At 69.2% G+C, this 12,800-nt stretch carries 11 protein-coding genes; 8 read left to right on the forward strand and 3 right to left on the reverse strand.

All coding sequences use genetic code 11. The annotated features are described in order from the left end of the window. The first annotated feature begins 274 nt into the window (after positions 1 to 274). Positions 275 to 931, forward strand: coding sequence for an FMN-binding negative transcriptional regulator (locus tag AMS67_RS14105; protein WP_053387931.1), 657 nt, complete (start codon positions 275 to 277; stop codon positions 929 to 931). Between the two features lie 10 nt (positions 932 to 941). Here the strand turns inward: AMS67_RS14105 and AMS67_RS14110 are convergent, their stop codons facing one another. Beyond that, positions 942 to 1,961, reverse strand: a complete 1,020-nt coding sequence (locus AMS67_RS14110; RefSeq protein ID WP_053387932.1) for a LacI family DNA-binding transcriptional regulator — start codon at positions 1,959 to 1,961, stop codon at positions 942 to 944. Between the two features lie 214 nt (positions 1,962 to 2,175). Between AMS67_RS14110 and AMS67_RS14115 the strand changes: the two genes are divergently transcribed. Genes AMS67_RS14115 through AMS67_RS14145 form a run of 7 tightly spaced genes read left to right on the forward strand, consistent with a single transcriptional unit; the run spans position 2,176 to position 9,470 of the window. Next, positions 2,176 to 3,816 (forward strand): ABC transporter substrate-binding protein, encoded by a 1,641-nt coding sequence (locus tag AMS67_RS14115; protein WP_241488095.1) that lies wholly within the window; start codon positions 2,176 to 2,178, stop codon positions 3,814 to 3,816. A 6-nt stretch (positions 3,817 to 3,822) separates the two neighbouring features. Further along, a complete protein-coding gene (locus tag AMS67_RS14120) occupies positions 3,823 to 4,794 on the forward strand; it encodes an ABC transporter permease (RefSeq protein ID WP_053387934.1) in 972 nt (323 codons plus the stop codon). After that, on the forward strand, positions 4,791 to 5,663 hold the full coding sequence (locus AMS67_RS14125) for an ABC transporter permease (protein ID WP_053387935.1): 873 nt from the start codon (positions 4,791 to 4,793) through the stop codon (positions 5,661 to 5,663). The genes AMS67_RS14120 and AMS67_RS14125 overlap by 4 nt, the downstream gene beginning before the upstream one ends. Next, complete coding sequence (locus tag AMS67_RS14130; protein WP_053387936.1) at positions 5,660 to 6,481, forward strand: ABC transporter ATP-binding protein; 822 nt, start codon at positions 5,660 to 5,662, stop codon at positions 6,479 to 6,481. The genes AMS67_RS14125 and AMS67_RS14130 overlap by 4 nt, the downstream gene beginning before the upstream one ends. Beyond that, positions 6,478 to 7,251, forward strand: coding sequence for an ABC transporter ATP-binding protein (locus tag AMS67_RS14135; RefSeq protein ID WP_053387937.1), 774 nt, complete (start codon positions 6,478 to 6,480; stop codon positions 7,249 to 7,251). Before AMS67_RS14130 ends, AMS67_RS14135 begins: the two co-directional genes overlap by 4 nt. Then, on the forward strand, positions 7,248 to 8,339 hold the full coding sequence (locus AMS67_RS14140) for an endo-type 6-aminohexanoate oligomer hydrolase (RefSeq protein WP_082305530.1): 1,092 nt from the start codon (positions 7,248 to 7,250) through the stop codon (positions 8,337 to 8,339). The genes AMS67_RS14135 and AMS67_RS14140 overlap by 4 nt, the downstream gene beginning before the upstream one ends. 12 nt (positions 8,340 to 8,351) lie before the next feature. Beyond that, entirely contained in the window at positions 8,352 to 9,470 is a 1,119-nt protein-coding gene (locus AMS67_RS14145) for a C45 family autoproteolytic acyltransferase/hydrolase (RefSeq protein ID WP_053387938.1), read from the forward strand. A 255-nt stretch (positions 9,471 to 9,725) separates the two neighbouring features. Here the strand turns inward: AMS67_RS14145 and AMS67_RS14150 are convergent, their stop codons facing one another. Together AMS67_RS14150 and AMS67_RS14155 are read right to left on the reverse strand one after the other, a co-directional pair. Continuing rightward, positions 9,726 to 11,363 (reverse strand): amidohydrolase, encoded by a 1,638-nt coding sequence (locus AMS67_RS14150; RefSeq protein ID WP_053387939.1) that lies wholly within the window; start codon positions 11,361 to 11,363, stop codon positions 9,726 to 9,728. Positions 11,364 to 11,400: 37 nt separating this feature from the next. After that, positions 11,401 to 12,684, reverse strand: coding sequence for an MFS transporter (locus tag AMS67_RS14155; RefSeq protein ID WP_241488096.1), 1,284 nt, complete (start codon positions 12,682 to 12,684; stop codon positions 11,401 to 11,403). Positions 12,685 to 12,800 lie beyond the last annotated feature (116 nt).

Genomic DNA, 12,800 nt, shown 5'->3' on the forward strand with positions numbered 1-12,800 from the left:
CCCCGCTGCGCCGGCTGGCTTGGCTGCGCGTGTGGGCTTGGCTGCGCCAGCTGCCTGAACCGCGGAGATTCAGGGGATCGCGGACCGAATTGAACGAATCGGTCCGCGAGTTCCTGAATCTCCGCGCTTCGGTGCACGCGTCGGGGCCGAGTCATCACATCGAGCCGTCTCGGGCTGGCATAAATCGTTTTACTTCCCTAGGCTGACTGGCACACCGCAGTTACACGCTCAGGGACGAGCCCGGTGCTCGCGCCCGGCCGCAAGGAGTCGCCGCATGCATACCTACCCCAGTTACGTCGCGCCGTCGGGGCGCGCGATCGCCGAGTTCGTGCGGGATCACCCCTTCGCCGTCGTCACCACGTCGACCGCGGGCGCGCCAGTTGCCACACACACGCCCATCGTGTTTCCGCCCGGTGTCGCGCCGGGGGAGACGCTGGTCGGCACGCGCATGTGGGGGCATATTGGGCGAGCGAACGAGCACTGGAAGCTCTTCGCCGAGCAGCCTCAGGTGCTGCTCGTCTTCGCCTCGTCGCACGCGTACGTCTCGCCCAGCGCGTACGAGTTCACCCCCGCAGTGCCGACGCTCGACTACGCCACCGTGCACCTCACCGGGCGCGTGACGGTGCTCGAGGAGCCGGCCGAGAACCTTGCAGTGGTCGAGCGGACCGTCGCGCAGCTCGAGGGAGCGCGCGCACAGCCATGGGATCCGACAGAATCGACGCATGTGTTCGAGAAGATCTTGGCCGGCGTCGTGTCGTTCACGATCGATATCGAAACCGAGTCGGCGATGTTCAAGCTGAGTCAAGACATGCCGACCGACGTGCACGCTCGCGTGCAGCGCGATCTGCGCGAGGGGGATCACCGGCACCCAGACGTGGCGGACCTCATGGGTACGGTCGGGGTGACATGCCCCGAGGGGACGCGCGGCTAGCGCACGGATCTCATGCGTCGCGCTGTGATGAGCGTCGCACGATCAACTCCGACGGCACGAGTCGGCGTCCCTCGGGCTGCTCCCCTCGGGTGATCTGTGCGAGGAGCGCGACGGTCTCGCGGGCGAGCGTCTCGGGTCGCAGATCGATCGCGGTGATGGGTGGCTCGGCCGTGCGCGTCTGAGCGGCATCCGTGCCGCACGCGAGCAGATAGTGCGTCGGAGCGATGAGCCCGTGCTCGCGCATTGCCTCTTGAATGCCGGCGGCGTGCCGACCGGTGAGTGAGTAGATCGCGTCGGGTGCTCCGTCTACGAGCAGCGACGGAACGAGTGATCGCCCGCCGGCTTCACCCAGCCCCTCGGCGACCCGGGAGATGCGGGGGGAGTCGCCCCGCTCGGCGCACCAGGCCAGGTAAGCCGCCTCGGCATCGGAGTTCCATGAGTTGTCGTCGGTACCGCCGACGAAGGCGACACTGCGCGCCCCCTCCGCGGCGAGGTGATCGAGCGCGAGTCGCGTGGCGGCGGTGTCATCGGAGGCGACCCAATTCTCGGCGTCGGGTTTGCCGGGGTCACGGCCGAGCGTCACGTAGGGGATGCTGCGGCTCTCGAGGAGTTCGACGACGGGATCGTTGCGCACCGGGTCGGTGACGACGTAGCCGTCGAGCGAGAACGCGAGTGGCGTGACGGGCCCCTTTACGAGGTCGGCGACCTGCATGAGGCTGAGCCCGTGATCGAGTGCGCTGACGGCGGCCGCGCCCGAAAAACGGAGGAAGTAGTCAACGCCGGGCGGGCTGTAGTTCGCGAGCGCGTCGAGCGGGCGCAGCACGATGCCGATCACGCCGATGGGGGATCGCCGGAGTCCGCGAGCGAGCGCGTCTGCCTGGTACCCCATCTCGAGGGCGACCCGCTGCACCCGTGCCCGGGTCTCGTCAGAGAGGGTGCCCTTGTCATTGAGAGCGTGCGAGACCGCGGTGATCGAGACCCCCGCGCGTGCGGCGACGTCCTTGATCGTGACGTTGCGGCGACCGGCCATGCTTCCTCCTTGAGATCCGCTCACGACACTAGCGCGAAATCGGGGCACAAATCGATTAATGCGCATTCGATGACAATTCGATTACGAGATTGCATAAAACGATTTGTGTCTGTACGTTGATGACCCAGGACGCTCCGCATCGCTGCGTCGTCCCGGCGCAGCCGCACTGCAGCGGCCCGCGCTCGCCACAGTTGTCGAAGGAGTCAGAACGGTGATGAAACTCTCACGTACCCGAACGCGGGGAGCCGCCGGCGCCGCGCTCGCACTGGGCCTGGCCTGCGTGCTCAGCTCGTGCGCCGCACCCGAGGCCGGAGCCGGCCAGACCGAGCAGGAAGAAGCCGCACCCGGGTTCCTCGCCGTCGCCGATGACGCGCTGACCGCTCAGGGCGAGCTCACCGTGCAGCTCGACTACGACACGAGCGAGGCTGACGGCCTTGATCCCGCGACCGCGCAGACCGCGCGCTCCTGGAGCATCATGGGCCTCGTCTACGAAACGCTCGTGACCACCGACGAGAACTTCGAGATCGCGCCGCAGCTCGCCACGTCGTGGGAGCAGCCCGACGACACGACCTACGTCTTCACGATCGACACGGATGCCACGTTCTCCAACGGGCGCGCGCTGACTCCGGCCGACGTCGTCGGCAGCCTGCAGCGGCAGGTCGACAGCATGAGCGTGTGGTCGGGGCAGATGGGGCCGGTCGAATCGATCACCGCGACCGGTGACGACCAGGTGACGGTCAAGCTGTCGAGCCCGTACGCGCCCTTCCTCGCGGCACTCGCCAACACGCCCGCAGCGATCCTGCCCATGCAAGAGGTGACCGACGGCAGCCTCGACCTGAAGACGACGATGCTCGGCACCGGCCCCTACGTGGTCGGCGATCACCGGCAAGACGAGTCGTGGACGTTCACCGCGAACCCCGACTGGCACGGCGGCGACGACCTCGCGGTGCAGACGCTCGACCTGCAGATCGTCGATCAAGAGACGACGCGTCAGGCCGCGCTTCGTGAAGGCAGCGCCGGGCTCGCGAACTTCGTGAGCATCGACGCGTTGACGCAGCTCGGCGACGCGAGCAACGTGAAGGTCGTCAACCAGACCCAGAGCGACTTCTACTACCTCAACGTGAACTCGCAGGTCGCCGATTCGCCGCTGCAAGATCAAGACGTGCGGTTCGCGATCAACACCGCGATCGACCGCCAGGCCATCGCCGACATCGTGTTCGCCGGGCAGACGAGCCCCACCGGCGTCACCCCCTCGAACCTGCCCGGCGCGTGTGCGGTCGACAGCCTGCCCTCCGAGCAGGCGAGCCTCGATGACGCCAAGCAGATCATCGAGCAGTCAGGAGCCGGCGACACGAAGCTGAGCCTGCTCGTCTACACGTCCGAACCCGTGATGGGCCAGATCGCCCAGCTCGTGCAGCAGCAGCTCGCCGAGATCGGGGTCACCGTCGAGATCGAGCAGTACGACACGGCGACCTACAACGCCCGGGTCTTCACCGCGCAGCCGGGAGACTTCGATCTCTCGCTCGGCTGGTTCGCCGGCTACGTCGACCCGTCGATGGTGACCAAGTGGTGGAACCCCGAGCAGGCGGGCTTCAACGTCGGCTTCACGGGCGTGCACGACGATCTGAACCAGCTCATCCAGCGCGGCGCCGAGACCACCGACGCCGATGAGCGCGCCGAGGTACTCACCGACCTCTGCGCCACCGCCGACGAGTACTCCGAGATCGTGCCGCTCGTGCACCGGCCCTCGATCATCGGGTTCGACACCGCGAGCGTGAGCCCCACCATTCAGAGCAATGAGGGCTACGGCGACATCCTCCGCAACATCGCGGAGTACCGGATCGCGGGCGAGTAATCGCGCATGCTGCAGACACTTCGCTGGTCCGCCGGGCGGGTGGTGAGCGCGCTCATCACCCTGCTCGGCGTGTCCATCCTGATCTTCGCCGCCGTGCGGCTCATGCCGGGCAGCTACGAGGACATCATTCTGGGGCCGCTCGCTTCGCCCGAGGAGCGTGCGGCGCTCGCCGCGGCGTACGGGTTGGATCAGCCCATCGTGATCCAGTACTTCGCCTGGATCGGGCAGATCGTCACCGGTGATCTCGGCACGTCGTTCGTCACCCAGAATCCCGTCGTCGACGAACTCGCGAAGCGCATCCCCGTGACCTCGCTGCTGACGGTGATGGCGCTCGTCATCACGCTGCTCATCGGCATTCCACTCGGCGTGTGGACGGGGGTGCGATCCGGAGCCAAGCAGGGCGGAGCGGTCGGGCGCCTCGTGTCGGGCATCGGCATCAGCGTGCCCGAGTTCGTGCTCGGCAGTGTCGTGGTCTTCGTGTTCTCGCGACTCGCGCTCGGCATTCAGGTCGGCGGGTTCTCGAACATCGGCACCGGGTTCGGCCCGACGTTCCAGGCCCTGCTGCTCCCGGCGATCGTGCTCTCCGTGTTCTGCGTCGCCGCCTCGGCCCGCACTACCCGAGACGCCGTGATGAACGTGCTCGTCGAGCCGCACATCGCGGCGGCGGTGGCACGCGGGGAGACACCGTGGCACATCGTGCGGCACCACGTGATCCGCAACGCGGGCATCCCGATCCTGACTCTGCTCGCCACCATCACCGCCTATTTGCTCGGTGGCGCCGTGATCGTGGAGACGATCTTCAACGTGCCCGGGCTCGGCTCCTTCATGGTGACCGGTCTCGACCGCCGCGACTTCGCCGTCGTGCAGGCGTCCGTGCTGTTCGCTGCCACGGTGTTCATCGTGGTCAGCCTCGTGCTCGACCTCATCACCAGCGCGCTCGATCCGCGCGTCGCCGTCACCGGGAAGGCCAGCTCATGACGACCTATTCGCTGCCGCTCGTGCGGCGCAAGCGGCCGGCGGCCCCGCGGCCTCCGCGCGACGCGCTCTTCGTCACCGCGGTGACGGCGCTCGCCCTGATCGTCGGCGTCGCCATCGTCGCGGCCGTGGTGCCGTTCGCCGGCGAGCCCGCGAAAATCGTGGGCCCGCGTCTCAGCCCGCCGTCGACCGCGTACCTGCTCGGCACCGACGCGCTGGGCCGCTCCGTGCTCGCCCGCCTGCTCGAGGGCATCGGTACCACCCTCGTGCTGTCGGCGATCGCGGTGCTGTGTACCGCCGTGATCAGCGTGCTGCTCGGCATGGTCGCCGGCTACCTCGGCGGCTGGACTCGCGAGGGCGTGATGCGGTTCGTCGACGTGCTCTACTCGTTCCCGTCGATCGTGCTGGCGATCCTCATCGCCGCCGTCGTCGGCCCCGGGCAGCTCGCCGCGCTCGCGAGCATCGTGCTCGTCACCGTGCCGCTCATGACGCGCATGGTCAGTGCCGCATCGATGGCCGTGGCGAAGCGCGACTTCGTCACGACCGCGAAAATCAGCGGGGTGTCGGCGCCCGTGATCCTGGTGCGGCACCTGCTCCCCAACATCAGCGGCACCATCGCGGTGCAGGGCACGTACGCGCTCTCCGTCGGCATTCTCGTCGAGGGCGGCCTGAGCTTCCTCGGGTACGGCGTGCAACTGCCGCAGTCATCGCTCGGCCTGCTGATTCAAGAGGGCGCGAGCTACATGGTGCAGGCGCCGTGGCTGCTCTTCGCCCCCGCGTCGGTGCTGGTCGTCGCGATCCTCGCGATCAATCTCATCGGCGACACCCTGCGGGATCGACTCGATCCCCGCGAGACGAGGAGCCTCGTATGACCACGCAACACTCCGCCGTCTCGATCACTGGCTTGAGCGCCGAGTACCGCACCCGTCTCGGGGTGACGCGCGCGCTCGACGACGTCTCCCTCGACATTGCGCCCGGAGAGCTCGTGGCGATCGTCGGGGAATCGGGATCGGGCAAGTCGACCGTGTCGCAGGCCATCGGGCGCCTGTTGCCGCGTGCGTGCCACATCACCGCGGGAACGGTGAACGTGCTCGGCCAAGATCTCGCGGCGCTTGGACCCGATGCGATCCGCACGGTGCGACGCGAGTCGCTGGGGTTCATTCCGCAGGATCCCATCGCCTCGCTCGACCCCACCATGCGGGTGCAGCGCCAGCTCGAACTCGCGCTCCGCCCGCTCGGTCGCCCGACCGATGTCGCGTCACTCATCGCGCTGCTCGAGAGCGTCAAGATCCTCGAACCCGAGCGCGTGCTGCGGCTCTTCCCGCACGAGGTGTCGGGCGGCATGGCGCAGCGCATCGCCATCGCGCTGACCATGGCGCGCGAGCCGCGGATCCTCATCGCCGATGAGCCCACCGCCTCGCTCGATGCGCAGGTGCGCGACGAGATTCTCGACCTCATCGTCGGGTTCGTGCGGCGCAGCGGTGCGAGCCTCATCTGGATCAGTCACGACCTCGGCGCCGTGCGCCGCTGGTGCGATCGCGTCGTCGTGATGCACCGCGGCGCCATCGTCGAAGCCGGGCCGACCGCGCGGGTGCTCGACGCCCCCGAAGCGGAGTACACGAAAGTGCTCGTCGCCGCGATCCCCGGTCGCGAGCGGCCTCAGCGCACCGCAACGGAGGAGACTCGATGACTGAATCACCGACGGGCCCCGTGCTCGAACTGCATGATGTGCGGGTCGAGTTCACCAGTGGTGCCGGGGCGAAGCGTCGCACCGTGCGCGCGATGAACGATGTCAGCCTGCACGTCGACCCGGGCGAGACGCTCGGCCTCGTGGGCGAGTCGGGATCGGGCAAGACGACCACCGCGGCCGTCGCCCTCGGCCTGCGGGCACCCGACAGCGGATCAGTGCGCCTCCTCGGTGCACCCCTGACCCGCTCGCGCAAGGCCACCGCCGGCAAGATTCAGGCCGTGCTGCAGCACCCGCACTGGTCGCTGAACCCGCGCCGCCGCGTCGGCGAATCGGTGCGCGAGCCGCTCACCGTCGCCCGTCGCGATCTCGGACGCGAGCAGCAGCGCGCTCGCGTCGGGCAGATGCTCGAGCAGGTCGGTCTGAACCCCGACTTCGCCGACCGCTACCCGCACGAACTCTCGGGCGGCCAGCGCCAGCGCGTCTCCGTCGCCCGCGCCCTTATCACCGAGCCCCGCTTCATCGTGTTCGACGAGGCGGTCAGCGCGCTCGACGTCGCGGTGCAGCTGCAGATCCTCTCGCTCGTGCGCGAACTGCAGCAGGAGCACCGGTTCGGCGCCCTCTTCATCTCGCACGACCTCGGCGCCGTGGAGCGCGTCGCCGACCGCGTCGCCGTGCTGTTCCGAGGCGACCTCGTCGAGACCGCTCCGACCGCGGAGTTCTTCGCGGCACCCGCACACCCCTATTCGCAACGACTTCTGGAGACCCTGTGACCACTTCGCCTGAGCACGGCACCCGCCCCGCACCGACCCACGCCCTCGCCGACATCGACCCCGGCCTCGCGATCACGCCCGAGCCCCGGCTCGCCGGTGCCCCCGTCTTCGGGGGCCCGGGCAATGCCGACTTCGCGCTGCAGCCGGTGCGCAGCGAGGGGCGTGAGCGGCTGCGGTTCGACTTTCCGGGCGTGCGCGTCGGATCTGCGCACTACGAGGAGGGCCCCACGGGCGCGACGGTGATCCACCTCCCGGCCGGCGCCCGCACCGCCGTCGACGCGCGCGGCGGAGCGGTCGGCCTCGCCGGCGGATACGACTTCAACCACGCCATATGCCTCGCGGGCGGTTCCGTCTACGGGCTCGAAGCGGGAGCCGGCGTCGGCGACGCGCTGCTCGAGCGCTTCGAAAACCGCACCGGGTTCGCCGAACTGCAGCTCGTCTCGTCCGCGATCATCTACGACTTCTCGGCGCGTTCGACCTCCGTCTACCCCGACCGCGAGCTCGGTCGCGCGGCGCTCGACTGGGCTGTCGAGGGCGAGTTCGCCCAGGGGCGAGCCGGCGCAGGCATGAGTGCTTCGGCCGGCAAGGTCGACTGGGAGCGCACCGAGCTCACCGGTCAGGGGGCGGCGTTCCGGCAGATCGGCGACGTGCGCATCCTCGCCGTGGTCGTGCCCAACCCGGTCGGCGTGATCATGAACCGTGGCGGCGAAGTGGTGCGCGGCAACTACGACGCCGCCACCGGCGAGCGACGCCACCCCGTATACGACTACGCCGAGGCGTTCGCCGAGCAGCGCGCCGCCGAGACGCAGGCGGGCAACACCACGATCAGCGCGCTCGTCACGAACGTGAAGATGAACACGGTCGAGCTGAACCAGTTCGCGAAGCAGGTGCACAGCTCTATGCATCGCGGCATCCAGCCGTTCCACACCGACATGGACGGCGACACCCTGTTCGCCGTGACCACCGATGAGATCGACCTGCCCGTCTCGCCGGCGACGTCGCGCGGGCGCCTGTCGGTCAACGCGACGGCGCTCGGAGCGATCGCCTCGGAAGTCATGTGGGATGCGCTGCTCGAAGCAGCGAAGTAAGGAACATACGCGTTGGACATCATCACCACCACCGTTTCCGGCCGCGGGCCCGCGGAGCGCGGCGCCGAGATCGGCTCGCGCTTCGCGGCCGAGATCCGCGAGTGCGTCGCCGGGTACCTCGGGTTCTTCGAGATCCGCGGGGTCGATCAGGATCGCGTTCGCGAGATCGCGCTGAGCTGCTTCGCGGCACTCGACGCCTGGGCGCCGAACCTTGCAGCCGAACTCTCGGCGACTGCCGAGGCCGCCTCAGTGCCGCTGTGGCAGCTGGCTGCGCTCAACGCCCGCACCGAGGTGCTCGCCGTCGTGGCGCCAGACACCGAGGGCGAGTGCTCGACCGCGGTGTTCGCGCCGAGTGGGGCCGGGCTGCCCGAGACGATCCAGACCTGGGACTGGCATGCCCACCTCTGCCGGGTCGGGCTCATCATGTCGTATGTGCCAGATGTGCCGGAGCGCAGCGGCGACGTTGCTGAGGCGCAGCGCCGTGTCGGCCGTGTGACGATGTTCACGGAGCTCGGCGTGCTCGGCAAGATCGGGGTCAACGACGCTGGCATCGGGGTGCACTTCAACATCCTGCATCACGCCAGCGACCGCGGGGTGAACGGGGTGCCCGTGCACGCGATCGCGCGGCGGGTGCTCGACGAGGCGACCACGGTCGACGAGGCCGAGGCGATCATCGCGTCGGCGCCCGCGAGCGCTTCGACGGTGCTCACCGTCGTCGCGGCTGCCGACGCCGAGCACCGCGCCGCGTGCTTCGAGATCTCACCGGAGCGCGTCGCCGCGGTGCGTCCCGATGCTGATGGATGGCTCGTGCACACGAACAACTTCATCGCGGAGTCGCAGCTGCCGGGGGAGGCGACGCGCGACAAATCGACGACCTATGTGCGTCTCGCGCACGTACGTGCGCAGCGCGAACGCATGGCGGGGCAGCCGATGGAGCGCCGTGCTGCGGGGATGTGCGGCGCCGACGGCGCCGAGGCACCGGTCTGCTTCCGCCCTGATGCGGCAGAGCCCCTGCACGAGCAGTGGACCACCCTGCTCACGGTCGGGTTCGACCTCGCAGACGGGGTGCTCGAGTACTTCCCGGGGGCGCCCTCGGTGATGGCTCAGGAGGGCGCGCGCCGCTTCGGGTGAGGCGCGGGCGCTCGCGTTGGTTTTCGCGCGGCTCCGCCCTGCGCCCCGCACGTACGCGGCGCCTTCACCCCAGTCAGCGGCCTCTCCACATCAGCGGAGATTCACGGTATCGCGGACCGAATCGTCGAGTTCGTTCCGCGATTCGCTGAATCTCCGCGAGATGGGGGGTGTGGGTGTGGGTGTGGGTGTGGGTGTGGGTGTGGGTGGGCGTGCGTGTATGGGGGGCATGTACATGCACACGCACGCCCCCGCACCTCACGCGCGGTGCGCGGGCTCCCCGTCGACGTACGTGCCGACCACCCCGACGGTGGCGAGTTCGGTGCCGCTGAGCGCGAGCGGGTCGGCATTGAACACCGTGAACGCCGCGCGAGCGCCGGGGCGAATCACGCCCTCCTCGGCCGAGCCGATCGCGCGTGCCGCCTGTGAGGTATACCCCTCGAGCGCCTGGCGCACCGTCAGCGCCTGCTCCGGCTGAATCGGCGCGAGTTCGGGGCGTGCCACGGGGTAGCGCAGGATCGCCTCGGCCATCATCACCCGGGGGTCATAGGGCGTGACCGGCCAGTCGCTGCCGAGTGCCAGCACCGCACCCGAATCGCGAATGTCGCGGCAGCGCCAGCCGTGCGACGCGCGCTCGTCGCCGAGCCGCACCGACCAGTTGTCGCTGCGGTCGGCGCGCGTGTGGCGCGTGCCGTGAATCGGTTGCATGCTCGCTGCGACGCCGAGCTGAGCGAAGCGCGGCACGGTCGCGTCGGGGATCGTCTCGATGTGCTCGATCCGGTGCGCCGCGCGCTGCGCGATCTCTCCGAGCGATGCGATCGCGTCGAGCACGAAGGCGACGCCCTGATCGCCGATCGCGTGTGTGGCGGTGGCGATCCCGCGCTCTGCGAAGAAGCGGAGGGCGCGGCGGTACGCTTCGGGATCGGTCCAGATCGAACGCCGCCCCTGCCCGTAGCAGTCGGGCTCGTGCAGCCAGGCCGACCCGTTGTCGACGGTGCCGTCGATCATGAACTTGACGCCCTCGACGCGCCAGCGGCGGCCGTGCGTGCCTTGCAGTGCGGCGATCTCTGCGAGTGCGTCGTCTGACGACCCCGGCAGGGCCATCGGCGAGAAGCGGAGCCGGATCGGCAGGTCGCCGCGGGCCTCCAAAATTTCGAGCACCTCGCGGCTGCCAGCATGGAAGTCCATGACATGCGTGCCGGTGATACCGGTTGACGCCATGCCGCGCAGCACGACCTCGAGTCGGTCGGCAAGATCCTCGTGCGACTCGACCGGAATCTGCTCGAGCACCACGTTCATCGCGGCGAGTTCGAGCAGGTAGCCGGTCGGTTCGCCCGACTCGTCGACGCCGACGGCCGACTCGTCGGGGAAGGTCTCGCGGCCGGTGAGGCCCGACGCCGCGATGCCGGCGCTGTTGACGACGGCGGAGTGCGCGTCGCGCATCCGCAGGAAGGCGGGGTGGCCGCCCGTCGCCTCGTCGAAGAGCTTGCCGGTGAACCCGGTCTCGGTGAAGAGGTTCGGGTCGGTGCCCCAGCCGAAGAGCCAGGATCCGGGGGCGGCGTCGGCGGCAGCGGCGGCGAGCCGATCCCGCGCCTCGTCGAGGGTGAGGTCGGTGAGCTCGACTCCCCGCGTGAGCTCGAGGCCGAACACGATGTGCGTGTGCCCGTCGACGAGACCCGGCACGACGGTGGCACTGGGGTGCTCCTCAACGATGGTCGTGGCGTCGACGTGCTGGGCGAGTTCGTCGCGCGTGCCGACGGCGAGCACTCGGCCGTCGCGCACGGCGATGCTCGTCGCCTCACCAGCCTCGGCGTCCTCGGTGCCGGAAGCGAAGGTGTGCACGCGCTCGGCGACGATGAGACGGTCGGCGATCGGGGTGGCGGTGTGGGCGGTCATGCGGTTGGCTCCAAACGTGGGACGGTGCGGTGGGCGGTCACTGCTGCGCGGCGGAGGCGCCGGCGCGCGGCGCGGCCCCGGCCGCTGCAGCCTGCGCGACCGGCACGGCGGTGGTGTTGCCCTGCTCGAACTTGCGGTTGCGACGAGCGATGACGAAGAGTGCTGCAGCGAAGAGCACGCTCGGCACGGTGACGACGATGGCGTACTGCAGCGGCGTGAGCACACCCACGAGCTGGCCGCCGACCAGCGGGCCGAACGCGACGCCGCCGAGGTAGAAACCGGAGACGAGCACGGCCGTGCGACCGGTGACGTCCATGATCGCGGCGAGGCCGGTGAAGAGCACGAGGATGGCGCCGTACATGACGCCCCACACGAGGATGCCGACGATGTAGGCGGTCGGCGAGGTGCTCGTCACCATGATGAACTTCATGACCGTGCTGATAGCGATGATGCCGACGAGCGACCAGCTGCGCCCGAACCAGCGCAGCGCGACCGGGGCGAGCAGTGCGCCGACCAGTCCGCCGAGCACCTTGCCGGCGAGCAGCGCGCTGTTCGTCTCGGGGTCGATGCCCGACTGCTGCGCGAGCACGCTGGTCATCGAGTAGACCATGTCTTCGGTCAGCGACCAGAGCAGAATCGAGACGCCGAAGACGAGTGCCGCGGTGCCGATGGTGCGGCGCACGCGGCCGTCAGCGGTCGAGATGGCGTCCGTGGCCTCGAGGGCGCTGGCGGGCAGGTTCGGCAGTCCGCCGGCCAGCAGCAGGCCGAGCACACCGAGCGCGGTGATCACGATCAGCACGGTGCGCAGGTCGTTGTGGAAGATGGGGGCGATCGCGAGCAGGGCGGCGGCTCCGAGGCGGTTGATCACCATGATGAGCGTGACGGTGCGGTCGGGGTTGCGGGTCGAGGCGGCCGCGGCCGTTCCTGTCGCGATCATGATGCCGGCGCCGATGCCGCCCACGATGAGGCCGACCATCACGGTCGGGGTGGTGAGGATCGCCGACGGCAGACCGTACCCGAGCACCATGAGCACGAGGCCGATGCGACCGAGCTTCGGTCGATCGGCACGGGCGATGAATCGGTTCGTGACGAACATCGCGAGGGCGGAGCCGGCGGTCATGCCGGTGGCGAGCGCGCCCGCTGTGGCGATGTCGATGCCGAGATCCTTGAGCATTGCCGCGATGAGTACCGGCACGAGGTTCGCTGCCATGAGTGCGAACACCCAGGTGCCGACGAATCCAAATACGACTCGACCGGTGAGTGCGGCGAGACCGCTCGCCGGGGTCGCAGCGCTGGTCGCTGCGGGGGAATGGGCGGACATGGGACTCCTTCGTCTCGGTCAAGTGGTGCGGCCGGGTTCGGGATTCCGGCGAGGTTTGCGGGAACGTTCCCGCATTGCGTTGAAGAATACGTCGGCGCGAGCCGTTGCGCAAGCTC

Source organism: Leucobacter japonicus, assembly GCF_001273855.1.
Taxonomy (GTDB): domain Bacteria; phylum Actinomycetota; class Actinomycetes; order Actinomycetales; family Microbacteriaceae; genus Leucobacter; species Leucobacter japonicus.